This is a genomic window from Mesorhizobium australafricanum, from assembly GCF_033977265.1.
Lineage (GTDB): Bacteria > Pseudomonadota > Alphaproteobacteria > Rhizobiales > Rhizobiaceae > Mesorhizobium > Mesorhizobium australafricanum.
Genome location: NZ_JAVIIT010000017.1, coordinates 13,246 through 38,555, shown reverse-complemented (window position 1 = coordinate 38,555; position 25,310 = coordinate 13,246). Strand labels below are relative to the sequence as shown.

27 protein-coding genes are annotated in these 25,310 nt (G+C 63.1%); 16 read left to right on the top strand and 11 right to left on the bottom strand.

What is annotated here, in order from left to right:
* Positions 1-37: 37 nt before the first annotated feature.
* The 6 genes from lgt to RFM98_RS25595 all read left to right on the top strand — a co-directional run bounded on the left by lgt (position 38) and on the right by RFM98_RS25595 (position 5,800).
* Positions 38-892, top strand: coding sequence for a prolipoprotein diacylglyceryl transferase (gene lgt, locus RFM98_RS25620; protein WP_320311409.1), 855 nt, complete (start codon positions 38-40; stop codon positions 890-892).
* Positions 889-1,956: a class I SAM-dependent methyltransferase gene (locus tag RFM98_RS25615; protein WP_320311408.1), complete on the top strand. Its 1,068-nt coding sequence runs from the start codon at positions 889-891 to the stop codon at positions 1,954-1,956. The genes lgt and RFM98_RS25615 overlap by 4 nt, the downstream gene beginning before the upstream one ends.
* 89 nt (positions 1,957-2,045) lie before the next feature.
* On the top strand, positions 2,046-2,834 hold the full coding sequence (gene pgeF, locus RFM98_RS25610; RefSeq protein WP_320311407.1) for a peptidoglycan editing factor PgeF: 789 nt from the start codon (positions 2,046-2,048) through the stop codon (positions 2,832-2,834).
* Positions 2,834-3,985, top strand: coding sequence for a M24 family metallopeptidase (locus RFM98_RS25605; protein WP_320311406.1), 1,152 nt, complete (start codon positions 2,834-2,836; stop codon positions 3,983-3,985). Before pgeF ends, RFM98_RS25605 begins: the two co-directional genes overlap by 1 nt.
* A 54-nt stretch (positions 3,986-4,039) precedes the next feature.
* A complete protein-coding gene (locus RFM98_RS25600; protein ID WP_320311405.1) occupies positions 4,040-4,660 on the top strand; it encodes a hypothetical protein in 621 nt (206 codons plus the stop codon).
* A 204-nt stretch (positions 4,661-4,864) separates the two neighbouring features.
* Entirely contained in the window at positions 4,865-5,800 is a 936-nt protein-coding gene (locus RFM98_RS25595; protein ID WP_095817296.1) for a ribose-phosphate pyrophosphokinase, read from the top strand.
* A 98-nt stretch (positions 5,801-5,898) separates the two neighbouring features.
* Here the strand turns inward: RFM98_RS25595 and RFM98_RS25590 are convergent, their stop codons facing one another.
* On the bottom strand, positions 5,899-6,459 hold the full coding sequence (locus RFM98_RS25590) for a dihydrofolate reductase family protein (RefSeq protein WP_320311404.1): 561 nt from the start codon (positions 6,457-6,459) through the stop codon (positions 5,899-5,901).
* A 121-nt stretch (positions 6,460-6,580) separates the two neighbouring features.
* Positions 6,581-7,450, bottom strand: coding sequence for an AraC family transcriptional regulator (locus RFM98_RS25585; RefSeq protein ID WP_320311403.1), 870 nt, complete (start codon positions 7,448-7,450; stop codon positions 6,581-6,583).
* A gap of 111 nt (positions 7,451-7,561) precedes the next feature.
* Here RFM98_RS25585 and RFM98_RS25580 point away from each other — a divergent pair, with 111 nt between their 5' ends.
* Entirely contained in the window at positions 7,562-8,791 is a 1,230-nt protein-coding gene (locus tag RFM98_RS25580; RefSeq protein WP_320311402.1) for an MFS transporter, read from the top strand.
* 100 nt (positions 8,792-8,891) lie between these two features.
* On the opposite strand, the gene RFM98_RS25575 is transcribed toward RFM98_RS25580, so the two are convergent.
* Complete coding sequence (locus tag RFM98_RS25575) at positions 8,892-10,058, bottom strand: glycosyltransferase (RefSeq protein ID WP_430682348.1); 1,167 nt, start codon at positions 10,056-10,058, stop codon at positions 8,892-8,894.
* Positions 10,059-10,317: 259 nt separating this feature from the next.
* On the opposite strand from RFM98_RS25575, the gene RFM98_RS25570 reads away from it, so the two are divergent.
* Together RFM98_RS25570 and RFM98_RS25565 are read left to right on the top strand one after the other, a co-directional pair.
* On the top strand, positions 10,318-11,367 hold the full coding sequence (locus tag RFM98_RS25570) for a glycosyltransferase (protein ID WP_320311400.1): 1,050 nt from the start codon (positions 10,318-10,320) through the stop codon (positions 11,365-11,367).
* On the top strand, positions 11,364-12,281 hold the full coding sequence (locus RFM98_RS25565; RefSeq protein WP_320311399.1) for a hypothetical protein: 918 nt from the start codon (positions 11,364-11,366) through the stop codon (positions 12,279-12,281). Before RFM98_RS25570 ends, RFM98_RS25565 begins: the two co-directional genes overlap by 4 nt.
* 80 nt (positions 12,282-12,361) lie before the next feature.
* Here the strand turns inward: RFM98_RS25565 and RFM98_RS25560 are convergent, their stop codons facing one another.
* Complete coding sequence (locus RFM98_RS25560) at positions 12,362-13,219, bottom strand: alpha/beta fold hydrolase (protein WP_320311398.1); 858 nt, start codon at positions 13,217-13,219, stop codon at positions 12,362-12,364.
* Positions 13,220-13,367: 148 nt separating this feature from the next.
* Here RFM98_RS25560 and RFM98_RS25555 point away from each other — a divergent pair, with 148 nt between their 5' ends.
* Positions 13,368-13,811, top strand: coding sequence for a MarR family winged helix-turn-helix transcriptional regulator (locus tag RFM98_RS25555; protein WP_320311397.1), 444 nt, complete (start codon positions 13,368-13,370; stop codon positions 13,809-13,811).
* A gap of 16 nt (positions 13,812-13,827) precedes the next feature.
* Here the strand turns inward: RFM98_RS25555 and RFM98_RS25550 are convergent, their stop codons facing one another.
* The 6 genes from RFM98_RS25550 to RFM98_RS25525 form a co-directional block, all read right to left on the bottom strand.
* The gene (locus RFM98_RS25550; RefSeq protein WP_430682347.1) at positions 13,828-14,589 is read right to left on the bottom strand and encodes an ABC transporter ATP-binding protein; all 762 of its coding nucleotides are present in this window, start codon (positions 14,587-14,589) and stop codon (positions 13,828-13,830) included.
* 17 nt (positions 14,590-14,606) lie between these two features.
* Positions 14,607-15,602 carry an ABC transporter substrate-binding protein gene (locus tag RFM98_RS25545; protein WP_320311395.1) on the bottom strand — a complete coding sequence of 332 codons (996 nt, stop codon included), beginning with the start codon at positions 15,600-15,602 and terminating at the stop codon, positions 14,607-14,609.
* A 62-nt stretch (positions 15,603-15,664) separates the two neighbouring features.
* The gene (locus RFM98_RS25540; protein WP_320311394.1) at positions 15,665-16,510 is read right to left on the bottom strand and encodes an ABC transporter permease; all 846 of its coding nucleotides are present in this window, start codon (positions 16,508-16,510) and stop codon (positions 15,665-15,667) included.
* Positions 16,511-16,532: 22 nt separating this feature from the next.
* Entirely contained in the window at positions 16,533-17,897 is a 1,365-nt protein-coding gene (locus RFM98_RS25535; RefSeq protein WP_320311393.1) for an LLM class flavin-dependent oxidoreductase, read from the bottom strand.
* A 35-nt stretch (positions 17,898-17,932) separates the two neighbouring features.
* Positions 17,933-18,490, bottom strand: a complete 558-nt coding sequence (gene msuE / locus RFM98_RS25530) for an FMN reductase (protein ID WP_320311392.1) — start codon at positions 18,488-18,490, stop codon at positions 17,933-17,935.
* Between the two features lie 140 nt (positions 18,491-18,630).
* Positions 18,631-19,275, bottom strand: coding sequence for a glutathione S-transferase family protein (locus RFM98_RS25525; RefSeq protein ID WP_320311391.1), 645 nt, complete (start codon positions 19,273-19,275; stop codon positions 18,631-18,633).
* A 348-nt stretch (positions 19,276-19,623) separates the two neighbouring features.
* On the opposite strand from RFM98_RS25525, the gene RFM98_RS25520 reads away from it, so the two are divergent.
* The 6 genes from RFM98_RS25520 to RFM98_RS25495 all read left to right on the top strand — a co-directional run bounded on the left by RFM98_RS25520 (position 19,624) and on the right by RFM98_RS25495 (position 24,503).
* The gene (locus RFM98_RS25520) at positions 19,624-20,268 is read left to right on the top strand and encodes a 50S ribosomal protein L25/general stress protein Ctc (RefSeq protein WP_320311390.1); all 645 of its coding nucleotides are present in this window, start codon (positions 19,624-19,626) and stop codon (positions 20,266-20,268) included.
* A 114-nt stretch (positions 20,269-20,382) separates the two neighbouring features.
* Positions 20,383-21,105 (top strand): aminoacyl-tRNA hydrolase, encoded by a 723-nt coding sequence (pth, locus tag RFM98_RS25515; RefSeq protein WP_320212676.1) that lies wholly within the window; start codon positions 20,383-20,385, stop codon positions 21,103-21,105.
* A gap of 244 nt (positions 21,106-21,349) precedes the next feature.
* Positions 21,350-22,453 (top strand): redox-regulated ATPase YchF, encoded by a 1,104-nt coding sequence (ychF, locus tag RFM98_RS25510; RefSeq protein ID WP_320311389.1) that lies wholly within the window; start codon positions 21,350-21,352, stop codon positions 22,451-22,453.
* A gap of 23 nt (positions 22,454-22,476) precedes the next feature.
* The gene (gene corA, locus RFM98_RS25505; RefSeq protein WP_320311388.1) at positions 22,477-23,451 is read left to right on the top strand and encodes a magnesium/cobalt transporter CorA; all 975 of its coding nucleotides are present in this window, start codon (positions 22,477-22,479) and stop codon (positions 23,449-23,451) included.
* Positions 23,452-23,565: 114 nt separating this feature from the next.
* Entirely contained in the window at positions 23,566-24,036 is a 471-nt protein-coding gene (locus tag RFM98_RS25500) for a MaoC family dehydratase (RefSeq protein WP_320311387.1), read from the top strand.
* The gene (locus tag RFM98_RS25495; RefSeq protein ID WP_320311386.1) at positions 24,033-24,503 is read left to right on the top strand and encodes a MaoC family dehydratase; all 471 of its coding nucleotides are present in this window, start codon (positions 24,033-24,035) and stop codon (positions 24,501-24,503) included. The genes RFM98_RS25500 and RFM98_RS25495 overlap by 4 nt, the downstream gene beginning before the upstream one ends.
* 162 nt (positions 24,504-24,665) lie before the next feature.
* Here the strand turns inward: RFM98_RS25495 and RFM98_RS25490 are convergent, their stop codons facing one another.
* Positions 24,666-25,211, bottom strand: a complete 546-nt coding sequence (locus tag RFM98_RS25490) for an adenine phosphoribosyltransferase (protein ID WP_320311385.1) — start codon at positions 25,209-25,211, stop codon at positions 24,666-24,668.
* Between the last annotated feature and the right edge of the window lie 99 nt (positions 25,212-25,310).

The following is a 25,310-nucleotide window of genomic DNA, read 5'->3' as shown; positions in this document are numbered from 1 at the left end:
GGTCCGCGCCCAATCGTGACCGCCAAGGGACCCCATTTTGAGCGAATATTTCCTGCTGCCGCTTGCCTCCCTGCCCTTCCCCAACATCGATCCGGTCATCGTCAACATCGGGCCGCTGGCGGTGCACTGGTACGGCGTCGGCTATATCGTCGGCATCCTCTTTGCCTGGTGGTACGCCAAGCGCCTGGTTACCAACCCGCATCTCTGGCCGGACGGCAATCTGCCGATGAAGCCCGAGGACCTCGACGATTTCATCGTCTGGGCGGCCATCGGCGTCGTGCTCGGCGGACGCACCGGCTATGTGCTGTTCTACGACCTGCCGCGTTACATCGCGCATCCGCTCGACATTTTTGCTGTCTGGCAGGGCGGCATGTCGTTTCACGGCGGCCTGCTCGGCGTCATCCTCGCCATGACCTTGTTTTCGATCAAACGCCGCATCCCTACCTGGACGCTGTTCGACGTGGTGTCGGCCGGCGTACCCGTCGGGCTCGGCCTGGTGCGCGTCGCCAACTTCATCAACTCGGAACTGTGGGGCCGGCCCTCGAACGTGCCCTGGGCGATCGAATTCCCCAATGGCGGCCCGTTCACCCGCCATCCAAGCCAGCTCTATGAGGCACTGCTCGAAGGCCTCGTGCTATTTCTGGTGCTGCGCTTCCTCACCCATTCGCGCCTGAAGCTGAAGACGCCGCGCTTCGTCGGCGGCGCTTTCATCTGCGGCTACGGCCTGTCGCGCATCTTCGTCGAGTTCTTCCGCGAACCCGACCAGCAGCTCGGCTACCTGCTCGGCACCGGCTGGCTGACGATGGGCATGATCCTGTCCACGCCGATGGTACTGGCGGGTGTCTGGGCCATGGTCACGGCCAAGCCGGTGACACAGCCGCAAGCGGCATGACCCCGCTGAAAGAGCGCATCGTTGGCCTGATCGGCGCGACGGGGCCGATCCCGGTCAGCGAGTATATGGCGCTTTGCCTGTTCGACCCCGACGCCGGCTATTACACGACGCGCGAGCCCTTCGGCGCCGCCGGCGACTTCATCACCGCGCCGGAGATCAGCCAGATGTTCGGCGAGCTCGTCGCTGTCTGGCTTTACCAGGCCTGGCAAGGTGCCGGCCGGCCGTTGCCCGTAACCTTTGCCGAGATCGGACCGGGCCGCGGCACGCTGATGAAGGACATGCTGCGGACATGGTCGCGGCTCGACCCCGCGCTCGTCGCCGACGCATCCTTTGCCATGATCGAGACCAGCCGCCGCCTAGTCGAAATCCAGAAAGAGACGCTTGCCGGCCGGGACGCGAAGTTGGATTGGCACCAGACCATCGGCACGCTGCCGCGGCAACCGCTGTTCATCGTCGGCAACGAACTCTTCGACGCGGTGCCGATCCGGCAGTTCGTGCATGTCGGTGAAAGCTGGCGCGAGCGCATGGTCGGCCTCGACGACAATGACGACCTGCGCTTCTTTGCCGGCGCGGGCTCGCTAGACCCCACGCTGTTGCCCGAGGATGCCTCCGATGCGCCCGAAGGCGCGATCGCCGAAGTGGCACCAGCCCGTGTGGCATTGATGTCGGTGATCGCAGGGCACATCGCTGCCCAGGGCGGCGCGGGCCTCTTCATCGACTACGGCCATTTGCGGCCGGGCATCGGCGACACGTTGCAGGCCTTGCGCCGGCATCGGCATGAAGACGTGCTGGCCAATCCAGGTGAAGCCGATCTCACCGCCCATGTCGATTTCGCTCCTCTTGCCGATATGGCGGGCGCTCACGGGCTCGGTGCGCAATTGTCGACGCAGGGCGAATTCCTGCTTGGCATGGGCCTGATCGAGCGTGCCGGCACGCTGGGCGCCGATGCCGATGCCAAGACACGTCAAGCCATTTCGGACGCGGTCGAACGCCTGGCCGGTCCCGACGCGATGGGTGAGCTGTTCAAGGTGATGAAGGTCCTGCCGGCAGCGAGAGCCGCCTGAGCCTGGTTGGCGGGTTCCGCCGCCTGGCCCTCTTGGTCGTCCGAACTTCGCCTTGACGAAACCGCCCCGCACGGACGACAAACCCAACCATGCTGAGTCAGACCAGACCCGATCCAGTACGCTCGCCGCTCCTTGAAAAGGCGCAAGGCATACGCCACGGCTATTTCACCCGTATCGGCGGCGTCTCCGACGGTATCTATCGGGGCCTCAACGTCGGCACGGGCTCCAGTGACGATCAAATGCTGGTCGCCGAGAACCGGCGACGCGTTGCCGACTGGATGGGCGTGCCGCCGGATTATCTGCTGACCGCGCACCAGATCCACTCGCCCGATGTCGTCGTCGCCAGGCAAGCCTTCGCAGGCCCTCGCCCAAAGGCCGATGCCATCGTCACCGACCGTCCGGGCATCGCCATCGGCGCCTCGACCGCCGATTGCGGGCCGGTTCTCTTCGCCGATGCCGAGGCCCGCATCATCGGCGCCGCCCATGCCGGCTGGAAGGGTGCCTTCACCGGCGTGCTTGAAAACACCGTCACCGCCATGGAAGGTCTCGGCGCCAGCCGCGAGCGGATCGTCGCGGTGCTCGGCCCCTCCATCGGCCCCGACAATTACGAGGTCGGGCCGGAATTCGTCGCCCGCTTCGTCGAGGCCGACGCCGGCAATGCCCGCTATTTCAGGCCATCGAAGACCCCCGGCCACTCGATGTTCGACCTCAATCAATATACGGTCGATCGGCTGCGCAAGGCCGGCGTGACCGCCGAGGGCCTTGGCCGCTGCACCTACGCGGAAGAAGATCTTTTCTATTCCTACCGGCGCACCACACACCGCAAGGAAGCGGATTACGGGCGCCAGGTTTCAGCAATCGTTCTGGAGAAAGAGTAATGGCGCTGCATTTCGAACGTTCAGAATTCGACGCGCGGCGCGACCGGCTGCTGATCGAAATGGCCGAAAAGAAGCTCGACGCCGTGCTCCTGTTCGCGCAGGAGAGCATGTACTGGCTGACCGGCTACGACACATTCGGCTTCTGCTTCTTCCAGTGCCTTGTGGTGAAGGCCGACGGCTCGATGGTGCTGCTCACCCGTTCCGCCGATCTGAGGCAGGCGCGTCACACCTCGACCATCGAAAACATCATGCTGTGGACCGATCGTCAGGGCGCCAATCCGGCGATCGACCTGCGCAACCTGCTCAACGACCTCGATCTGCTCGGCGCCCGCATCGGTGTCGAATATGACACCCATGGCCTGACCGCCTACAACGGCCGCCGCCTGGATGAGCAGTTGCAGACCTTCGGCCAGATCGCCGATGCTTCCGGCATCGTCGGCCGGCTGCGCCTGTTCAAAAGCCCGGCCGAGGTCGCCAAGGCGGAAAAGGCCGCCAATCTTTCCGACGACGCGCTGGATGCCGCTTTGCCGCTGATCAAGCAGGGCGGTGACGAAGGGCTCATCCTCGCCGCCATGCAGGGCGCTGTCTTTGCCGGCGGCGGCGACTATCCCGCCAACGAGTACATTATCGGCTCTGGCGCCGATGCCCTGCTCTGCCGCTACAAGGCCGGCCGCCGCAAGCTCACCAAGAACGACCAGCTGACGCTCGAATGGGCCGGCGTCTTCCATCACTATCATGCCCCGATGATGCGCACCGTTTTGACCGGCAAAGCGTCGAAACGCCATCAGGAGCTGTTCGACGCTTCCCGCGCCGCCCTGCTCGCGGTCGAAAAGGCGATGACGCCGGGCAACACCTTCGGCGACGTCTTCGACGCGCATGCCCGCACGCTCGAGGCGCACAATCTCACCAAGCACCGGCTGAACGCCTGCGGCTACTCGGTCGGCGCGCGCTTCACGCCGTCCTGGATGGACATGCCGATGTTCTATCAGGGCAACCCGGAACCGATCGCGCCCAATATGACGCTGTTCGCGCATATGATCATCATGGACTCCGAGACCGAGACCGCAATGACGCTCGGCCGCACCTACCTCACCACGGAATCGGCGCCGAAGCCGCTGTCGCGCCATGATCTCGACTTGATCGTACAGTGAATCCATAATGGTTGGTTCACGCGGGGGCGTTCGCCAGTAGGGAGTTTTCAGGCAATGAGACGATCGCAGGTGACGACCGTGTCATTGCTTGCGGTGCTGGCGCTTGGCGCCTGCACCAACGCCAAGGACGTTCTGGAACCTTCGGCCATTACTCCGCCGGCAAGTTCGGCCCAGTCTTTGCCCGCCACGCAGGGCACATCGACGGCTGCCGCGTCTCCGACCACGACCGCGCCGGCCCCTTCGACCGCCCCTGCGACGGCGGCGGCGTCCGCGACACCCGCCACCCAGACCGCCGTCCTGGCCAGGACGCGGCTGCAGGTGGCGCCGATCGTCGGCGCATCCGTGGACGCAGCGGCGCCCTTGACGGCGGAACTGCAGACCCGTGCCAAGCAGCGCGGCCTGACGCTTGTCGGCAGCACGGACCAGACGGCGACGCATGTGCTGAAAGGCTATTTTTCGACAATGTCCGAAGGCAAGGACACCACTGTCATTTACGTCTGGGATATTTACGACCCCTCCGGAAATCGCCTGCACCGCATCAATGGCCAGCAGAAGGCGGCTGCGGTCGGCTCCGGCGAGGGCTGGCCCACGGTGGCACCCGCGACCATGCAGGCCATTGCCGACCAGACGATCGACCAGTTCGCCGCATGGCTCGGCAGCGGCCGCGCCGGTTGACCCAACGATTGCCGGCCGAACTGTTGCCGGCCAAACTGTTGCCGGCCAAACTGTTGCCGGCTTGCGATGTTTTCAACGTTTGTTGCGGTCGCCGGAAGGATTCCCCACAACGAGGCTTGCAATACCGGCGCGGGCCGCTAAAAGCCCGCATAAAAGGCTCATGAGAGTCTCTCCGGCCTCTCCATCCTTCGCCAGGAACGGTGTATGAAGCTTTTCGCGGGCAATTCCAACCGGGTGCTGGCCGAAGCGGTCGCTCGCTATCTCAACGTCCCGCTGGGTAAGGCCAGCGTCCGGCGCTTCGCCGATCAGGAAATCTTCGTCGAGATCCAGGAAAACGTGCGCGGCGAGGATGTCTTCATCCTGCAGTCGACCTCTTATCCGACAAACGACCATCTGATGGAACTGCTCATCATGATGGACGCCTTCATGCGCTCCTCGGCCCGGCGCATCACGGCGGTCATCCCCTATTTCGGCTATGCAAGGCAGGACCGCCGCGCCTCCGGCCGCACGCCGATCTCGGCCAAGCTGGTCGCCAACATGATCACCCGCGCCGGCGCCGACCGCGTGCTGACGCTTGATCTCCATGCCGGCCAGATCCAGGGTTTCTTCGACATCCCGACCGATAATCTGTTCTCGGTGCCAGTGATGGCCCGCGACGTGAAAGCCAAGTACAAGCAGCTCGGCAATGTCGTCGTCGTGTCGCCCGATATCGGCGGCGTGGTGCGGGCGCGTGCGCTGGCCAAGCGCTTCGACGCGCAACTCGCCATCGTCGACAAGCGCCGCGAGCGCCCAGGCGAATCCGAAGTCATGAACATCATCGGCGCCGTCGCCGGCAAGGACTGCCTCTTGATCGACGACATCGTCGATTCCGGCGGCACGCTGTGCAACGCGGCCGACGCGCTGCTCGCCAACGGCGCCACAAGCGTCACCGCCTATATCACTCATGGCGTGCTGTCGGGCGGCGCGGTGGCGCGCATCGCCGGCTCGAAGCTGCAGGAGCTGGTGATCACCGATTCCATCCAGCCGAGCCAGGCCGTGCTCGACGCGCCGAACATTCGCGTCATTTCGATCGCCGATCTGATGGGCGAAGCGATCTCGCGCACCGCGACCGAAGAGTCGGTGTCGAGCCTGTTCGACTAAAGCGCGTCGCGCTGAAACGGATTCAGGCGCCGCGCTTTAAGTCCTTGTTTTATGCATGTCGTTGTCCCAGAACCGCGTACACTTCTGGGCGACATGCATTAATTTCCCGCAGGTGCGTAACGCAGCAGCGTGACACCTTGCGCAAGCCGCTCCGTGCCGAGCGGCTTCAACGCCAGTGACAGGCCGGAGCGGAAATACGGCTTGCCACCGCCCAACACGACCGGATGCATATAGAGCCGGTACTCGTCGATCAGGCCGGCGCGCGCAAGGTGCCCGGCAAGCTCGGCGCCGGAGACGGAAATCTCGCCATCCGTTTCCGCCTTGAGCGACCTTGCCACCGCCTCCGCGCCGCCCTTCACCAGGCGGGCATTCGGCCCAACCTCTCGAAGCGTGGTTGAAAACACGATCTTCGGCGTTTCCCGCCAAGCGCGGGCAAAATCCCGCTCGACTTCTTCAGCGGCAATCTCGCGTTCGGGGCTGTCCCAGAAGCGCATGGTTTCATACATCCTGCGCCCGCAGAGCGCGATCGATGTCCGCCGCATCTCGTCGTTGAAATGCTGATGCAATTCTTCTTCCGGAACCGGCAGGTCGATGTCTCCGGTCGGCCCGGCAATGTAGCCATCCAGCGATGTCAGCATGGCATAGACGATCGTCGCCACCAGGGTTCCTCCGAACTTACCTTTCCGAAAAGAGCACAACTGATTGCAATTTGCAATCGGTATTCGGCAAATGGAGCCAGACCGGCAGCCGACGCATCGGCTCAATGCCGCCGGCGCGGTTTCACGCGGCGATCGGACCGCCTGTGCGCCGCGGGTTCTCGCCGGCATCGCGCGCGCCGCGCATATAGCCGCGCGGCGAGGTCCCGAGCATGCGCTTGAACATGGTGATGAAGGCCGGCACGCTGTCATAGCCGAGATCGAGCGCCACCCTGGTGATCGGCTCGCCGTCGGTGAGCCTCGGCAGCGCCGCGAACAGGCATGCCTGCTGTCGCCAGGTCGAGAGCGACAGCCGCGTCTGGCGATGGAAGGCGCGGGTGAAGGAGCGCCGGCTCATGCCGGCGGCATCCGCCCATTCGTCGATCGTCGCATGCGGCGAAGGGGCCGCCACGAAACGCCGGCAGAGCGCCGCGAGCTTCGGATCGGACGGGAAAGGCAGGCCGAGCGGCCGTTCCGGCAGGTTCGGGATCTCGTGCAGCAAAAGCCCCATGACAAGTGCCGCGCGCCCTTCGAGCTCGCCGCCCTGCGGCAGCTTCTCCGATTCAACGATCAGGCTGTGCATCAGCTCGGTGATGCCGACGACGCGCAAACCTTCCGGCAGGCCGGCAATGGCATCCGGCATGACATAGACCGAACGCATCGAAACGTCGCCCAGCATCTCGACCGAGTGCTCGGTGCCGGCCGGTATCCACATCGCATGGTCGGGCGGCACCATCCAGCGCCCGTGCTTCGTCGTGACCAGGACCACGCCCACAAGGGCATGCAAAAGCTGGCTGCGGCTGTGGCGGTGCTGCGGCACGTGATAGCCGTCCGGACATTCCGTCGGCAGCGCCACCGCCGGCCCGACAGCCTGTTCCAGCCATTGCCAGCGGCTTTCATGCAGCCGGCCGAGCTCGGCGGCGTCGCCCCTGAAGATCTCCCGGCTATTTGGCATCGGATGTGGCCCACTTGCGAAACTATTGGACCAAACCACGAAAGAAGTCGCTTGGCAACAGGGCTATAAGGCCGGCTGCGGTTCGCCGCGAGAAGACTACGGAGCATTGCCTTGACTGATACGACCGCCACCTCCGTCGCCGCACCGGCGCCGGCAAGCAACATCTCGGCGCAAGCGACGGCCTTCACCGTCATTCTTGCGGTGAGCTTCTGCCATTGCGTCAACGACATCATGCAGTCGCTGCTTTCGGCGATCTATCCGCTGCTCAAGGACAATTACGGTCTCGATTTCTGGCAGATCGGCCTTCTGACCTTCACCTTCCAGGTGACGGCCTCGCTGCTGCAGCCGGTGATCGGCATGATCACCGACAAGCGGCCGATGCCCTATTCCTTGCCCTGGGGCATGGCCTCGTCGCTGGTCGGCCTGGTGGTGCTCGCTCACGCCGGCCATTACTGGCTGCTCCTGATCGGCGCCTCGCTGATCGGCATCGGCTCGGCGATCTTCCATCCGGAATCATCGCGCATAGCCCGCTTTGCCTCGGGCGGCCGCTTCGGCCTGGCGCAATCGCTGTTCCAGGTCGGCGGCAATTTCGGCCAGGCGATGGGCCCGTTGCTCGCCGCCTTCATCGTCGTGCCGTTCGGGCAGACCAGCATTTCCTGGTTCGCCGTCGGCTCACTGATCGGCATCATCGTTTTGTGGCAGGTCGGCGGCTGGTACAGCCGGCTGCGCGCCTCGTTGGCCGCCCGCAAGCAGGTCGCCCACGTGTCGCCCTTCGCGCGCAGGAAGGTCATGTGGGCATTGGCCGTGCTGACGCTGCTGGTGCTGACCAAGAATGCCTATATCGCCTCGCTGTCCAGCTACTACACCTTCTACGCCATGCATAAGTTCGGGGTTTCGGTGCAGATGAGCCAGGTGATGCTGTTCCTGTTCCTCGGCGCCTCGGCGCTCGGCATCCTGCTCGGCGGGCCGTTCGGCGACCGCTACGGCCAGAAGGCGATGATCTGGTTCTCGATCGTCGGCGTGCTGCCGTTCACGCTGGCGCTGCCCTACGCCAATCTGGAGTGGACGATGGTGCTCACCGTGCTGATCGGCCTGATCCTGTCGTCGGCCTTCTCCAACATCGTCGTCTTCGCGCAGGAACTGGTTCCGGGCCGCGTCGGCATGATCGCCGGCATCTTCTTCGGCTTTGCCTTCGGCATGGGCGGCATCGCCGCCGCGGTGCTCGGCGTCGTCGCCGATATCAAGGGCATCGATTTCGTCTTCCAGGTCTGCTCGTATCTGCCGCTGCTTGGCCTGCTGACGGTGTTCCTGCCGAACATGAAGGAAGCGCGCAAGGCCTGAGCCGCTGCCGGGTTCGGAACCTTGAATATTCCAATCCGGCGGCTTTCCGCGACGATTGTCTAAACCTGCGGGGCCTTGCTGTGCGTCCCCGCACGCGAGATCAGCTTTTTCTCCTCAAGCCCAGGCGCTGCAAAAGACCAGGAATAAAGCGGCCAGAACCATTGGCCTGGTTCGCCGGCACCCGGCGCTGCCTCGGTAGAGCCGCGAACTGCTCAGGAAGCCTTTGAAGCGTCTCGGTCCAGAGCAGCGTATCGAGCTGTTCGATCTCTGTCGATTTTAGCACGGCAGCTTCACTCCTGAGCGCCTTCACAAGTGAGTCCTGGAAATCCGCCGGATTATCCGCCAGCCGGACATTCTGCCAGTGCCGGAAATGCTCGTAGCCGCGAAACGCGAAGGACGTCGCCACGATCGGCTTGCGATTGTACAGCGCTTCCGCCGTCTTGATGTTGGTGCCACCGCCGTCGACGATTGGAAGCATCACGACATCGGCAAACTCGATCAACGCGCTGAGGGTCGGGCCGTCCTGTACGCCGAGCAACTCGATCCGGGCATTGTTGAGGTCCGCGCTTCGCAAAAATCTTGGATCGCTCTGAATCTGACCGGCAACGCCTCCGACCACCACAATGCGTTCGGCAGGTGAGAGGAAGCCGAGATCCGGCGCCGTCATCTCAAGAAATCCGTTCGCGTTGGGAGGGTGGCCCGATGCCACGAACAGCGCCGTGCGCAGGCCGGCAAGCCGCGATGCCCAGTGATCGAGGCCGGCGGGCATTTCCCGCGGCCAGATGCCGTTGGCGGCGACCACCACGCCTGGATTGAGTTTGCGAAAATACGCGGCATCCTGTTCGCTGACGGCAACCACCAGGTCGGCCTTTGCCGCAAGGTCCGACTCGATTTCCACCGCGCGCTGGACGCTCCATGGGTCCACCTCCGCGCCCGACATCATGGCTTCTTGCGCCATCAATTCCTGTTCGACATTCTGCGAGCAGTACACGATCGAAAAGCGTGCCTCGGGCGTGCATGTCTCAACGTACTCGCGCAAAGCCGGCCACAGCCAACATTGCTCCAGGGCGATGACGTCCGGCCTGAAGCCATCGAGAAATTTTGCGATTTCGCGACGATGGAACCTGCTGGCCGCGACGAATTCGGCAGTGGCGACATCGGAACGCCATTTGCGCCTGGCCATCTTCTTGCGAAACCGGCGCGGCATCTCGATGAAAAGATCGCCGGCCTCCATTTCCCGCCTGGCGCCGCGGTTGGGAGTAACCACGACATGGTGTGTTTCCCATCCACAATCCCGCAGGACCCTGTGAACGGCATTTGCCCGCAATTGGCCGCCATGGACCGGCCGCCAGATCGGAAACGTTCCGAGCGACACATACCTCATCGGATCGACGTGATACTGCAACCGCCGGCAAATGGCGGTCTCGACGTCGCATTCATTTTCTCGCTCCCGTGCTCACGTGGACGCTACCATTTCGACGCCAAGTCTCGACATGATGCTGGCGGAAGGATGCCAGGCATGCTGGATGGATCTTGGCGATTTCAAAGGTGAGAACATGGGCGCCAACAACCCTCGAATAAGCGGCTTCGTCATCACCTACAACAGCGGCGAGATTCTCAGGACATGCCTCCGCTCCCTCCGTTTCGTCGACGAACTGATTGTCATCGACAAATCATCAACGGACAAAACACCTTCCGTGGCAGCGGCCTACGCCGACAAGGTCATCTCTGTTCCGTGGTCGCCGCTGCCCACCGAGACGAGATTCGTCGCCTACGACGCATGCTCCCATGATTTTATCCTCTATCTGGACCACGACGAATGTCTCAGCGTCGAAGGCATCCATTGGGTCAGGGAAAATGCCGGCTCGCATCCCGCCGGCGTGTTTCGCTTCCCCAAGCGCGAATACATCCTGGGGCGTCACGACGAAGACGCATATTACTGGCCTTCCTATAATATACGTGCTTTCCGCCGAGGCTCGGCCGAATTCGTTTCAACGCTTCATGAAGAGGTCGGGCGCATAAAAGGAGATGTCCATGATGTCCCCTATGATGGAGGCGCGTGCATTCACAATCTGTCTCACCGGGATACCTATCAATGGATCGAGAAGACCAATCGCTACACCAACGTACAAGATAGGGTCTCTTTCTTCGACACCAGCAAACCGCTGGAAATTTTCGCTCAGGAGCGAATAGAATTCTGGCTGGCTCAGTCGAGATCCCGGTCCGACTATGTTGTCTCGGCAGCGCTTCTGCGGGCAGTCTATGACATCGTCGATCGGGTGAAGCTCTGGGAAGCACAGGACGGGCTGGATGGGAATCGGGCCTTTGCCGCCGTCTGCGCTGAATTGGAAGCGACTTACGATATCGCCGATCGGGCAAAGCTCTGGGAGGCTCAGGGAGGCCCCGACGGGAAAGCGGTGTTCGCCGCGGTCCGTGCGGAATTGAAAGCCAGCGATGATGCACTTAGGCCGGGACGCCGCAGGGTTGATATGGAAATTTCACCGCGCGGGCAAAGGTCGTCACTCAAGGCTGCCATGAAGAGGATCAGTTTGCGTATTAGGGGAAAGAAGCGTTGACGCCTGGATACGGTCGAGACCCTTCCAAGTTGCGAATCCTGACGCTGCTGGCGCGTCATGGCACCGCCAAGTATCCCACCGCGCTCCAGGATTTGAGGGCGATGTTCGCCGCGCAAATGCCCGACGTGTCACACCATATGCTTGTGGTCGACAATGCACTGCCGGAAGGCCACCGCGCCGACCTTGATCGCGGCGTCGAATTGATCGGGGGCTCAAACTCCAGTTGGGAATTCTCCGCGTGGGACAGCGGCATTGCCTATCTGGGCAAACGGGTGAATGACCATGATCTGGTCCATCTCGCCACGTCGGCATTCGCCGAATACACGCCGGACCATCTCAAGCTGATAGACCACAATGTCGTGCGGCATCTGCCGGGTCTGAACGCGGTGCTCGGCCATGTTGATTTCTACAATGAGCCCGTGTCGGTATTTGGAACTTCCTCGCAGGCATGGCTCCGCAGCTCGTTCATCCTGATGCGGCCCAGGCATTTGCAAGCGCTTGGATCGATGGTCGGCGTGACCGGCAGCGCGCCGATTTTCAGCGGAGATCCGCTTGCGCCGTTTCGGAAAGACGCACCGATCTCGCGCTCGTATAGACAGTTTTTGGTTGGATGGCTTACCGGGGTCGGGACGGGGCAAGGACCTGGATGGCATTCCGGGTTCGATCTCACACTTGAGACGCTGCCTTTTTTCGAGAGCAAGGCAAGGGCGATCCTCAACGAGCAGATGTTGACGAACCGATTGCTCGCAATCGGCAGCACGATTGTCGATGTCACCTGGCTGGCAAGGAAGGCCAAGGCTGCAAACAGAATATCCTTGGGCGACATCCCCGATTGGCGAACCCAGATCCGACCAAGGGTGGGGCGCAAATTCGCGCGGCTCCTCGGTAAACCCGGTCGAGCAGGACAGCCCTAGCAGATAGGACGATTTCGTGCTTCATCCTCCTTGCAGCACCCGCCCTTGGGCGGGTGCTTTCGTGTTTTCGGCAGGCGGACTCAGGCCTTGAAGAAGGCCAAAAGGTCGGCGTTGATGACGTCCGCATGGGTCGTCGCCATGCCGTGCGGAAAGCCCTTGTAGATCTTGAGCTCGCCCTTCTTGAGCAGCTTGATCGAAAGCAGCGCCGAGTCCGCGATCGGGACGATCTGGTCGTCGTCGCCATGCATGACCAGCACCGGCACGTCGATCTTCTTCAGGTCTTCGGTGAAGTCGGTTTCAGAGAAGGCCTTGATGCAGTCGTAGTGCGCCTTGGTGCCACCCATCATGCCCTGGCGCCACCAATTGTCGACGACCCCCTGCGATACCACCGCGCCCGGACGATTGAAGCCGTAGAACGGACCGGCCGGAACGTCGCGGAAGAACTGGGCGCGGTTGGCTGCTTGGGCGGAACGGAAGCCATCGAACACCTCGATCGGCAAGCCGCCGGGATTGGCATCGGTCTTGAGCATGATCGGCGGCACGGCGCCGATCAGCACGGCCTTGGCGACGCGACCGCCGGAACCGTATTGGGCGACATAGCGCGCCACCTCGCCGCCGCCGGTCGAATGCCCGACATGGATTGCGTTCTTAAGGTCGAGATGCGCGACGAGCGCCGCCACATCGGCGGCATAGGTGTCCATCTCGTTGCCGATGTCGGTCTGGGTCGAACGACCATGGCCGCGGCGGTCATGCGCGATGACGCGGTAGCCCTTCGACAGGAAGAACAGCATCTGGGCGTCCCAGTCGTCGCTGCTCAATGGCCAGCCATGGTGGAAGACGATCGGCTGACCGGTCCCCCAGTCCTTGTAGAAGATCTGCGTTCCGTCCTTCGTGGTGATCGTGCCGCTGCCGATCTTGGTCTGCGAAGCTTCAGTCATCTCCATCTCCTTTGTAATTTCCGCAATAAATAATACCGCGATAACGATATGCGTAACGGGATCGGGCTCGATTGTCCACAGAATTATATACCACGATAACATTTTTCGTGGTATATAATCAGCACTCAGTCGGCAAAAGGATCGTGCCGTGCCTCTTCCCTTGGACAATCAGCTCTGTTTCACGCTTTACGCCACCAGCATGACAATCAATCGTACCTACAAACCGATGCTGGACGAAATGGGCATCACCTATCCGCAATATCTCGTGCTCAATGCGCTGGGAGAGGCGGACGGAATGTCGGTGGGCAGCATCGCGCACCGGCTCGCCCTGGAATCGAGCACCATCACACCGCTGGTGAAGCGAATGGAGCAGGCCGGCCTCGTCACCCGACAGCGCAGCCAGACCGACGAGCGCCAGGTGCAGGTCGACCTGACCCCAAGCGGACGGACCCTGCTCGTCCGGTGCAATTGCCTGAACGAGACGCTGATCGAGCGCTCAGGCATGAAACTGGCTGAACTCGATGCCTTGAACCGGCAAATCCAAAAATTGCGCGATGCGCTGAGCGGCGGCCAGCCGGTTAACGCCGTCTAAGGTGTGTTAACAAACCTTAGTGCAGGCCGAACTCGCGCAGCAGTTCCTCGCGATAACGCACGAAGCGGCTGTCGCTGCGGTCGCGCGGGCGCGGCAGGTCGACATCGATCAGCCTTGCCGCGCCGCCTTTCTCCTTGGGCAGGATCAGCACCCGGTCGGCGAGATAGATCGCCTCCTCCAGGTCATGGGTGACCATGACCATGGTGACGTTTTCCTCGCTCCAGATGCGTGCCAGCTCCTCCTGCATGGAAATCTTGGTCATGGCGTCGAGCGCGCCGAGCGGCTCGTCGAGCAACAGGATCCCGGGCTGCACCGTCAGCGCCCGCGCGATGCCGACGCGCTGCGCCATGCCGCCCGAGAGCTGCCTGGGATAGGCGTCAGTGAACTCGGCAAGGCCGACCAGCGCGATATAGAAACGCGCGCGCTTCTCGGCTTGTGCCTTCGCGACGCCGCGCACTTCGAGACCGAAGGCGACATTGCCGAGCACGGTGAGCCAGGGCAGCAGCCGCGGCTCCTGGAAGATCACCGCCCGCTCCTCGCCCACGCCCTCGACATCTCTGCCGTCGATCACGACCGCGCCGCCGTCGGCACTCTCCAGCCCGGCAAGGATACGCAGCAGCGTTGTCTTGCCTGAGCCGCTAGCACCGACGATGACCAGGCATTCGCCGGAGCGGATATCGAGGTTGAGCGAGCGCAGCACGGCAAGCTTTCGCCCGCCGAGGCTGAAGGATTTCGACAGGTCGCGTATCGTGACCTCGCCGCCGCGTTCCGTGACCAAGGCTTGCGCCTCCATGCTCAGTTGGTTTTGGTTTCGCCTGGGCGGTAGAGGATATCGGCGGCCTTGAGCTTGCCCTTCGGCAGGCGTCCGTCGCGCTCGAGAATGCTCACCCAGAAGTCGACGTCGCGATCAGTCACCGCCGCCTTTTCGCGCAGGCCGAAGCCGGTCCAGTAACGCGCCAGCTCGCCGTTCTCGCCGCGCCTGTTGAGGATGTCGGCGAGCAGCTTGCGCGCCTCGTCGGGATTCTGCCGTGACCAGTCGGCGGCGCGCACCGATTGCTCGACGAAGTTACGGGCAGCATCGGGATTGGCGGCGATGAAGTCGCGCCGCAGCACAACGAAGCCGCCGGCGATCTCGCCCAGCACGTCGGTGTCGTTGAAGACGCCGCGCACGCCGCCATTGCTGACCAGTTTGCCGGCAAAGGTCGCCTGCCAGTAGCCCAGCCCGGCAATGTCGACCTGCTGCGAGCGCAAGGTCTGTTCGAGCTGCGGCCCGGGCACCACGACGAGCTTGGCCGCATCCGGCGGCAGGCCGACGCTGTGCAGCGCCTCGCGCACCGTGTAGTCGAGATGGGCACCGAGTGTGTTGACCGAGATCGTCTTGCCGGCGATGTCGGCGATCGATTTGATCGGGCTGTCTTCGAGCACGTAGAACACGCTCTTCACATCCTTGTTGATGCCGTTGCTTGGATAGGCCGCGACAAAGTCGTTGCCGCCGGCGATCGAGTTGATCACCGCTGGTGTCGCTGCCGAACCCAGATCGACGCTGCCGGAGGCCAGCGCAAACAGCGACTCCGGACCGCCGCCGACATAGCCGACATTTTCGAGCTCGATGCCGAGGCCTCTGAAATAGCCGAGCTCACCGGCGAGCTCGTGCGGGGAGATGCCGCCGCGGCTGGCGAGATAGCGGATTTTGACGGAAGCGGCTTGCGAGCGTGCAATCGATGGCAGGCCGGCGAGAATGCCGGCGGCAAGCGGGGCGCGCAGGAGAAGCGAACGGCGGGTGATGCTCATGGCCAGGCCTTTCGTGGTTTCAAGTTCGTAGTTTTCAAGAATGACAGTGAAAGATCGGCTCCTTAGCCGACTTGGTTGCTCCAGCGGCACAGCCGCCGCTGCAGGATGACCAGCGCCTGGTTGGCGATCAGGCCAAGCGCGGCAAGAATGACGATCGCCGCGAACATCAGCGGGATCTGGAAATTGTACTGTGCGTTCATCACCTGGAAGCCGATGCCCTTGTTGGCGCCGATCATCTCCGAGGCGATCAAGAGCAGCAGCGCGGTGGTGGCGCCGAGCCTTAAACCCACGAAGATCGAAGGCACGGCGCCCGGCAGCACCACACGGCGGAAAATCGTCAGCCGCCGGGCGCCATAGACACGCGCCATCTCAAGCAATTTCGGGTCGACCTCCTTCACGCCGCTGATCGTGTTGAGCAGCAGCGGGAACAGCGTCGCCCAGAAGATGACGAACACTTTCGAGGCTTCGCCCAGTCCCAGAAGCAGGATGAAAACCGGGTAGAGCGCCAGCGCCGAGGTCTGACGGAACAGCTGCAGGATCGGGTCGAGCGCCGTTTCCACGGCGCGCGCCTGGCCCATCATCAGGCCGAGCGGGATGGCGACGAGGACGGCGGCGGCGAAAGCAAGGCCAGCTCGCTGCAGGCTGATGGCGATATCGCCGAGCAGGCTGCCACCGGCAAGACCCTTCCAAAGCGCTGCGACGATCGTATCGACCGGCGGCAGCACGGCCGCGTTGACCCAGCCGCTGCTCGCCGCCACCTGCCAGAGCCCAAGGAATCCCAGCAGCACGCCATAGCGTGACAGGATCCGCGCCGAAGTCCGGCCGGCCAGCCGCAGGAATTCCGTGGGAAGGCCGTAGCCCTCTCGCGAGCCGATACCGGCCGTTCGTTCGATGTGCTGCAAGGTCATCGTCCTGCCTTTCGCTTCGGGATCATTCGGCGGCGAGCACGGTCGAGCGGGCGACCGTCCACGGGTTCTGCGGCCGCCTGAGGCCGAGGTTCTCACGCAGGGTCCTGCCCTCATAGGCAGTGCGGAAAAGGCCGCGCCGCTGCAGCTCCGGGATGACCAGGTCGACGAAATCGTCGAGCGCGCCGGGCAGCCACGGCGGCAGGATGTTGAAGCCGTCGGCGGCTTCGCCTGCGAACCACTCCTCCAGCTGGTCGGCGACGTGCGAGGCGCTGCCGATCACCGTGTAATGGCCGCGCGCGGTCGCAACCCATTGATAGAGCTGGCGGATGGTGAAGTTGTGCTCGTCGGCGATCTGGCGGATCAGCGCCTGGCGGCTCTTCATGCCCTCGGTTTCGTTGGCTACGGGCAGCGGTCCGTCGAGCGGATAATCCCTGAGGTCGAGTGTCTGGCCGGCAAGCCCGTTGAGCAGCGCCACGCCGTCCTCGGGCAGGATCAGGTCGTTCAGCTGCCGGTATTTGGCGCGGGCTTCTTCCTCGGTGCGGCCGACGAAAGGCGCCACGCCCGGCATGATCAGCACCTGCGCCGGATCGCGGCCCGCCGCCGCCACGCGCGCCTTGATGTCGCGATAGAACTCCTGCGCCGACGCCAGATTCTGATGCGCGGTGAAGATCACTTCGGCCGAGGCTGCCGCAAGCCCGCGCCCGTCCTCGGACTGCCCCGCCTGTACCACCACCGGATGACCTTGCACCGGACGCGGCACGTTGAGCGGCCCTTTGACGCTGAAATGCTCGCCCTTGTGGTTGACGTCGTGCAGTCTGTCCCTGTCGTAAAAGCGACCCGTCTTCTTGTCGCGGATGAAGGCGTCGTCTTCCCAACTGTCCCACAATGCCTTGACCGTCTCGACATGCTCATGCGCCCGCGCATAGCGCTCGGCATGACTGGGCTGGACGTCGCGATTGAAGTTCTGCGCCGTGTCGTCGCCGGCAGACGTCACCACGTTCCAGCCGGCGCGGCCGTTCGACAGAAGGTCGAGCGAGGCGAACTTGCGGGCGAGCGTGTAGGGTTCCTCATAGGTGGTCGAGGCCGTGGCGATGAAGCCGATATGCGTGGTCAGCGGCGCCAGTGCCGCAAACAGCGTCACCGGTTCGAAACCCGCGATCTTGGCGTTGCCGCCTTCACGCGCGCCGAGCCCGACCGTCAGATTGTCCGCGAGGAAATAGGCGTCGAACAGGCCGCGCTCGGCGGTCAGCGCCAGTTTTTTGTGGAACTCGAAATTGGTTGCGCCGTCGGCGGGCGCATCCGGATGCCGCCATGCCGCGATGTGCTGGCCGCCACCGGGCAGGAAAGCGCCAAGTTTGATCTGTCTGGACGTGCTGGAGCTTGTCATGGCTGATCCTTCGGTTCGGAAACGACTGGCTGAACTCAGGCGGCAAGGCCGACGCTGCCGGTCTGGCCGACGACGCGCAAAACCTCGGCGACGGCCTGGCGGGCGCGGGCATGGATCGCCTCCGACACCAGAGCGCCGTTGGCGAAGTCCTTGTCCGAAGCGTAGATTGCGGTCGGGATCGTCAGCGCTTCGAAGAAGCCGAACAGCGGCCGCAACTGGTGCTCGACGATCAGCGAATGGCGCTCGCCGCCGCCTGTCGCCGTCAGGATGACCGGCTTTCCGCGCAGCGACGATGGGTCGAGCAGATCGAACAAGTGCTTGAAAAGTCCGGTGTAACTTCCTTTGAAGGTCGGCGATCCGGCAACCAGCACATCGGCGCCGGTCAACTGTTCGACGATGGCACGCGCCGTCGCGTCGAGATCGGAGATGCGCCGTGCCGACGGGAACGACGGACCGAGATCTTCAATATCGTGGATTGCCGAACTAGCCCCGATGCGCCCCGCCACCTCTCCTGCGATCTGGGTGATGAAGGCCCTGGTCTTCGACGGGCGGGTCAGATTGCCGGATATTCCCACCACCAGCTTCTTGTTCATTTTCGGGCTCTCCTCGCAGGCGTTTCCTCATTAAGACTACCGATTTTATAGAATTAAATGAGCGAGAAGATTTCAAAAGCGGCGGGATGGAGAGATTGAGTTTGCGTCCCCACGCCGTTGATTGGTTCAGCGGATGCGGGTCACGCCTCGACCTTGACAGGCGGCAGTTGCGGCGCTTCCAGTTCCTGGAACGGGTCGCGCCAGGCGTCGATCACTTCCAGCCGGCGATACCAGCGACGGATCGCCGGGTAGTCGTCGAGCGGCAATCCGGCGACGTCGTTGAAGGGCAAGAACGTCGCCATGCGGAAGTCCGCGTAGGAGATGGAGTTGCCGACCAGCCACTCCCGTCCGGAAAGCTCGGGCTCGAGGACCGCCGCAGCTCTATGGAACTGCCTCAGCCCCTCCTCGACCAGCGCCTGATCGATCGGACCGATCCCATAGCGCTGCTTGGTCCCGCGCTCGAAATGCACCATGTCGCAAGCGAATGCGAACCGTTCCTTGCCCCAGCTTATCCACCGGATCATTTCCGGCTCCTCGTCGCCGGTGCGCCAGAAATCCGAATGCACCCCGCGCGACAACCGGCAGGCGATGGCGTCGGTCTCCCACAGGCTCCATCCCGGACCGACCAGGATCGGCAAGGTCAGATTGGGGTTGAGCGCGCGATAGCGCTCGGCCTGCCCCGGCGCCATGGGCGATGCGAACTCGAACGCGATCTCCGCTTTAAGATAGCGCGCTGTCGCGACCGCGAGGCGAGGATTGGGATTGCGGCTGAACAGGAGTTTCATGTCTGGTCCCCACGGGGTTGGTTACATGCCGCAGGACGACTGAAATCCGCCCGATCCTACATTTGTCACAAATGGGATTTCCGGTTTATGCCATCGGCACTGGAAACGACCCTGCAAGCCTTCCGGCCCAACCGCTTGCGCCCTCGCGAGCCTTCCGCTATAGAGCCGCCACCCGCGTAGACACCCTTGGAGGCAACGCGGAGGAAGGCCGGCCAGGCCTGCTTGATCCCCAGACGCATTTGGATCGCCAAACGCATCGGACAGATCGTGCAAGGCCGCGACGGCTTTCGACGTTTACGGACGGGTTTGCCGGCCGTGGACGCTCCACAACACGCGAAAGGAAATGCCATGAGCCACGATGCTTATGAGCTCAAAGCCGAAGCGCGCGAACAGGTCGGTAAGGGGTCCGCCCGTGCAGTTCGTCGCGACGGTAAAGTGCCTGCAGTTATTTACGGCGACAAGCAGCCTCCCCTGGCGATTGCGCTCAACTACAAGGATCTCTTCTACAAGATCCATGGCGGCGGGTTCCTGACCACGATCGCCACGATCGATGTCGACGGCAAGAAGATCCAGGTCCTGCCGAAGGATTTCCAGCTCGACCCGGTCAAGGATTTTCCTGTCCATGTCGACTTCCTGCGCATCGGCAAGGACACCGAGGTCAATGTCGACGTGCCTGTCCACTTCATCAATGAGGACAAGTCGCCCGGCATCAAGCGCGGCGGCGTGCTCAACATCGTTCGCCACGAAGTCGAGTTCCACTGCCCGGCCAACGCGATCCCGGAATTCATCACCGTCGATCTCACCGGCACCGACATCGGCGATTCGATCCACATCTCGGCGGTCAAGCTGCCGGCCGGCGTCAAGCCGGTCATCTCCGATCGCGACTTCACCATCGCGACCGTTGCCGGCTCGTCGGCGATGAAGCCGGAGACGGAAGCGACCACCGAAGCGGCGGAGCCCGAAGCAGCGGCTCCTGCGGCCGAAGAGAAGTAACTTCTCCCGAGCCGGATGATTTCATCCGGCTCTAGATCGAAGAAATAGAGCATGATGTTTTCCGAAAACCGCTTCACACTTTTCGGCATCATGCTCTAGGACCCGGAGGCGGCGATGCTTGTCTTTGCAGGCCTCGGCAATCCGGGCGCGAAATACGAAAACAACCGGCACAATGTCGGCTTCATGGCGGCGGACGCGATTGCCCGCCGCCATTCCTTTTCGCCCTGGTCGCGAAAATTCCAGGGCCTGATTTCAGAAGGCACGCTCGGCGGCGAGAAGATCCTGCTGATCAAGCCGCAGACCTTCATGAACCTGTCCGGACAGTCGGTCGGCGAAGCGCTGCGCTTCTACAAGCTCGAACCATCCGCTCTCACTGTCTTTTACGATGAGATCGACCTTGCCGCCGGCAAGCTCAGGGTCAAGGTGGGCGGCGGCTCCGGCGGCCACAACGGCATCCGCTCGCTCGACCAGCATGTCGGCAACGCCTATCGCCGGGTGCGCATCGGTGTCGGCCATCCCGGCGTCAAGGAAATGGTGCACGGCCACGTGCTTGGCGATTTCGCCAAGGCTGATCGCGAATGGCTCGATGTCCTGCTCGATGCCATCGCCGACGGCGCCGCTTTGTTGGCAAAAGGCGACGACAGCTCGTTCATGAACCGCGTCACGCTGGCCCTGCGCGACAAGCTCGTGCCGACCGGCGATGACGACCGCCCGCCACCCAAAGCACCGAAGCAGCAAAGCCATGTCCGCCAGGCGCGCCCGCAGCAGCCGGCGGCCAAGCTGCCCGAAAGCGGCCCGATGGCCGCAATGCTGAAGAAGCTGTTCGGAAAAGACTAGAAAGCGCGGCGCCGCCCGCGCAGGACCGCTCAGCGGCCGATGGCGGCGGGCGGCGGGCGGCGCCGTCTTGCGACAGCGCTAAATTGATCGCAGGTGCACATCACGCCGCAGTGACGAAGGCGTGATGGCAGGCTGAAACGCCAGGCCCGAAATCCCGCGCCGGCGACGCCGAGGGCTTGACGTTCGTCACCGCTATCGCCCATAGCCCACATCAAAATCGAATTTCCGATAGGACTGAACGAACATGGGTTTCAAATGTGGCATCGTTGGCTTGCCCAACGTCGGCAAGTCGACGCTGTTCAACGCGTTGACCAGAACGGCCGCCGCGCAGGCCGCCAACTATCCTTTCTGCACCATCGAGCCGAACACCGGCGAGGTGGCGGTGCCGGACCCGCGCCTGCAGAAGATCGCGGCGATCGGCAAGTCGAAGGAGATCATCCCGACCCGCATCTCCTTCGTCGACATCGCCGGCCTGGTGCGCGGCGCCTCCAAGGGCGAAGGGTTGGGCAACCAGTTCCTCGCCAACATCCGCGAGGTCGACGCGATCGTGCATGTGCTCCGCTGCTTCGAGGATGACGACATCACCCATGTCGAAGGCCGCATCGATCCCGTTGCCGACGCCGAGACCGTCGAGACCGAGCTGATGCTCGCCGACCTCGAAAGCCTCGAGCGCCGCATCGCTCAGTTCCGCAAGCGCGCCGCAGGCAAGGACAAGGAAGCGATGGCCGTCCTGCCGATGATGGAGGCGGCACTCGAACTGCTGCAGGCCGGCAAGCCGACACGCGTGCTGCTCAACGGCATCGCGACCGAGGACCTGCGCATCCTGCAGGGACTGAACTTGCTCACCTCGCATCCCGTGCTCTATGTCTGCAACGTCGCCGAGGCCGATGCCGCAACCGGCAACGAGCATACGCGAGCCGTGGAGAAGATGGCTGCGGCGCAGGGCGCCAGCACCGTTGTGATCTCGGCCGCGATCGAGGCGGAGGTCGCCCAGCTTTCCGACGAGGAGGAAATGGAGTTCCTTGCCTCGATCGGGCTCGACGAGCCGGGCCTCAACAAGGTCATCCGCGCCGGCTATGAGCTTCTGCACCTCATCACCTATTTCACCGTAGGGCCGAAGGAGACGCGCGCCTGGACCGTCCATAAGGGCGACAAGGCCCCGCAAGCGGCCGGCGTTATCCACACTGACTTCGAGCGCGGCTTCATCCGCGCCCAGACCATCTCCTACAACGACTTCGTCACGCTGGGCGGCGAAGCGGCCGCCAAGGAAGCCGGCAAGGCGCGCGACGAAGGCAAGGAGTATGTCGTCCAGGACGGCGACATCATGCTGTTCAAGTTCAACACCTGATGGCCAGGGAGAGAGACCCGGCGATGATAAAAACCTTCGTCGTGGACAATGATCGCCTGCGCCTCACCGAGGATCTTGCGGCGGATGGCGACAGGGTCGTCTGGGCCGACCTTTTCAATCCGACCAAGGAGGAAGAGGCGCGCATCGAGAGCTGGCTGGGCATTGCCATACCGACCCGCGAGGAGATGGAGGAGATCGAGATTTCGAGCCGCCTCTATATCGAGGACGGCGGCTACTTCATGACCGCCGTCCTGCCGGCGCAGACCGAGGCCGACGATCCCCTGATGTCGCCGGTGACCTTCGCGCTTGCAGGCAACCGGCTGATCACCATCCGCTACCATGAACCCAAGGCTTTCAAGACCTTCCCGCTGCGCGCCGAAAAGGTGGCGACCGGCTGCACCAGCGGCGACACCATCCTGATCGGTCTTTTGGAAGCGATCGTCGATCGCCTGGCCGACATCCTCGAGCGCGCCGGCCGTGAGGTGGAAGTGATTTCGCGCGACATTTTCGAGGCGCGCTCGACCAAGGCCTCGAAGCGCAACCGCGATTTCCAGGAGCTGCTGAAAGGCATCGGCCGCAAGGAGGACATCGCCTCCTCGGTCCGCGACAGCCTGATCTCACTGCAGCGCCTGGCCGGCTTTCTCGCCCATGTCGCGGCCCAGACCAAGATGAGCAAGGATGTGCGCGCCCGCATCAAGACACTGTCGCGCGACGTGCTCTCGCTCGCCGACCACGCCACCTTCCTGTCGCAGAAGATCTCCTTCCTGCTCGATGCCACGCTCGGCATGATCTCGATCGAGCAGAACGCCATCATCAAGATCTTCTCCGTCGCCGCCGTCATCTTCCTGCCGCCGACGCTTGTCGCCTCGATCTACGGCATGAATTTCGACATCATCCCCGAGCTCAAGTGGGAACTTGGCTATCCCTTCGCCATCGGCCTGATGATCATCTCGGCGATCCTGCCCTTCTGGTATTTCCGCCGCCGCGGCTGGCTCTGACGGCCTTGGCCGGCGACGGCTGGCTTACCAGAAATCACTTGACCAAATTGCCTTGGACCTTCATCCGGGAATGCCCGACTTGGGGATCGAGCGTTCGTCAACCGGATTGTCAGCATGACCGGAAAGACCTGGGCCTATGAGGATTTCGTCGAGGGCGCCTCGCTCGACCTCGGCAGCAAGGACGTGAGCGCGGCCGAAATCATCGAATTCGCCGGCGAGTTCGACCCGCAGCCGATGCATCTCGACGAGGAGGCCGGCAAGGCGAGCATCCTCGGTGGGCTTTCGGCTTCGGGCTGGCACACCTGCGCGATGTTCATGCGCATGCTGTGCGACGCCTTCCTGCTCGATTCGACCTCGCAGGGCTCGCCCGGCATCGAGCATGTGAAATGGAAACGGCCTGTTCTGGCCGGCGACCGCCTGACCGGCACGGTCACCATACTTTCCAAGCGTCAGTCCAAATCGAGGCCCCAGCTCGGCTTGATCACCATGCGCAGCGAGCTCTTCAACCAGCGCGGCGAATGCGTCTTCGAGCTGGAGAACACCGGCATGTTCCTCGCGCGTGATGCCGTACAGGGCCAATCATGACTTTGGACGAGTATTTCCTGATCGGCGAAACCATCACGCTCGGCTCGCATAAATTCGAGGCCGACGAGATCAAGGCGTTTGCCAAAAAATACGATCCGCAGATATTCCATGTCGATGAAGAGGCGGCGAAGAAGAGCGTGCTTGGCGGGCTCTGCGCCTCGGGCTGGCACACCGCCGCGACCTGGATGAAATACAACCTCGAAAAGCGCATGGAGACCGAGGGCGTGCGCTGGACCGGCCCCGGCCCGCAGCCCGAATTCGGCCCCTCGCCAGGCTTCCGCAACCTCAAATGGCTGAAGCCGGTCTATGCCGGCGAAACCGTGACCTTCACGCGCACCGCTCTCGCTCATCGCCCGCTTGCCGGGCGCCCAGGCTGGAACCTGCTCACGCTGCGCTCGGAAGGTTTTGATTCGACCGGCGACAAGGTCATCGAATTCGACAGCGCCGTGCTGGTGAAGGTGGAGTGAGCGCCTCTTCCTTCTCCCCTTGTGGGAGAAGGTGGATCGGCGCGCAGCGCCGAGACGGATGAGGGGTGTTCCAGCGGAGTGAGACGCTGGCGTTCCCTGGAACACCCCTCATCCGTCGCCTGCGGCGACACCTTCTCCCACAAGGGGAGAAGGGGAAGGCGCTCAATGCCCCTCATACCCGATCAGCGTCCTGACCGGCACGCCGAGCGCTTCCAGCTTCTTGCGGCCTCCGATATCCGGCAGGTCGATGACGAAGCACGCGGCGACAATGTCGGCGCCGATCTGCCGGAGCAGCTTCACCGCCGCTTCCGCAGTTCCGCCGGTGGCGATCAGGTCGTCGACCAGGATCACCTTCTCGCCCGGCGAGACGCCGTCCTTGTGCATCTCCATCTCGTCCAGCCCGTATTCGAGGCTGTAGGCTACCCGCACCGTCTCATAAGGCAGCTTGCCTTTCTTGCGGATCGGCACGAAGCCGGCCGACAGCTGATGCGCCACGGCGCCGCCGAGGATGAAGCCGCGCGCCTCGATGCCGGCGATCTTGTCGATCTTCAACCCGGCATAGGGATGGACCAGCTCGTCGATGGCGCGGCGGAAGGCGCGCGCATCGCTAAGCAGCGTGGTGATGTCGCGAAACAATATGCCGGGCTTCGGGTAATCCGGAATGGTGCGGATGGCCGCAAGCAGCGTGTCTTCGAGCGAGGGTTTCATGGAGAAGCTTTCCGCGTGTCCGGCTGTCGGATAGGGCGGCGTCGACCATACCTGCCCGACGCGACCGACAAGGGCTACCGCGATGCTTCGCCCGAGACA

Excerpts from the sequence above, each read along its gene's own strand:
- RFM98_RS25560 (WP_320311398.1), bottom strand. The coding sequence starts at position 13,219 with ATGACTGAAGCTTCGCAGACCAAGATCGGCAGCGGCACGATCACCACG.
- RFM98_RS25605 (WP_320311406.1), top strand. The coding sequence starts at position 2,834 with ATGGCGCTGCATTTCGAACGTTCAGAATTCGACGCGCGGCGCGACCGG.
- RFM98_RS25585 (WP_320311403.1), bottom strand. The coding sequence starts at position 7,450 with ATGCCAAATAGCCGGGAGATCTTCAGGGGCGACGCCGCCGAGCTCGGC.
- RFM98_RS25600 (WP_320311405.1), top strand. The coding sequence starts at position 4,040 with ATGAGACGATCGCAGGTGACGACCGTGTCATTGCTTGCGGTGCTGGCG.
- RFM98_RS25540 (WP_320311394.1), bottom strand. The coding sequence starts at position 16,510 with ATGACCTTGCAGCACATCGAACGAACGGCCGGTATCGGCTCGCGAGAG.
- RFM98_RS25500 (WP_320311387.1), top strand. The coding sequence starts at position 23,566 with ATGACCGGAAAGACCTGGGCCTATGAGGATTTCGTCGAGGGCGCCTCG.
- corA (WP_320311388.1), top strand. The coding sequence starts at position 22,477 with ATGATAAAAACCTTCGTCGTGGACAATGATCGCCTGCGCCTCACCGAG.
- RFM98_RS25595 (WP_095817296.1), top strand. The coding sequence starts at position 4,865 with ATGAAGCTTTTCGCGGGCAATTCCAACCGGGTGCTGGCCGAAGCGGTC.
- RFM98_RS25615 (WP_320311408.1), top strand. The coding sequence starts at position 889 with ATGACCCCGCTGAAAGAGCGCATCGTTGGCCTGATCGGCGCGACGGGG.
- RFM98_RS25520 (WP_320311390.1), top strand. The coding sequence starts at position 19,624 with ATGAGCCACGATGCTTATGAGCTCAAAGCCGAAGCGCGCGAACAGGTC.
- RFM98_RS25570 (WP_320311400.1), top strand. The coding sequence starts at position 10,318 with ATGGATCTTGGCGATTTCAAAGGTGAGAACATGGGCGCCAACAACCCT.
- pth (WP_320212676.1), top strand. The coding sequence starts at position 20,383 with ATGCTTGTCTTTGCAGGCCTCGGCAATCCGGGCGCGAAATACGAAAAC.
- msuE (WP_320311392.1), bottom strand. The coding sequence starts at position 18,490 with ATGAACAAGAAGCTGGTGGTGGGAATATCCGGCAATCTGACCCGCCCG.
- pgeF (WP_320311407.1), top strand. The coding sequence starts at position 2,046 with ATGCTGAGTCAGACCAGACCCGATCCAGTACGCTCGCCGCTCCTTGAA.
- ychF (WP_320311389.1), top strand. The coding sequence starts at position 21,350 with ATGGGTTTCAAATGTGGCATCGTTGGCTTGCCCAACGTCGGCAAGTCG.
- RFM98_RS25490 (WP_320311385.1), bottom strand. The coding sequence starts at position 25,211 with ATGAAACCCTCGCTCGAAGACACGCTGCTTGCGGCCATCCGCACCATT.
- RFM98_RS25525 (WP_320311391.1), bottom strand. The coding sequence starts at position 19,275 with ATGAAACTCCTGTTCAGCCGCAATCCCAATCCTCGCCTCGCGGTCGCG.
- RFM98_RS25495 (WP_320311386.1), top strand. The coding sequence starts at position 24,033 with ATGACTTTGGACGAGTATTTCCTGATCGGCGAAACCATCACGCTCGGC.
- RFM98_RS25545 (WP_320311395.1), bottom strand. The coding sequence starts at position 15,602 with ATGAGCATCACCCGCCGTTCGCTTCTCCTGCGCGCCCCGCTTGCCGCC.
- RFM98_RS25535 (WP_320311393.1), bottom strand. The coding sequence starts at position 17,897 with ATGACAAGCTCCAGCACGTCCAGACAGATCAAACTTGGCGCTTTCCTG.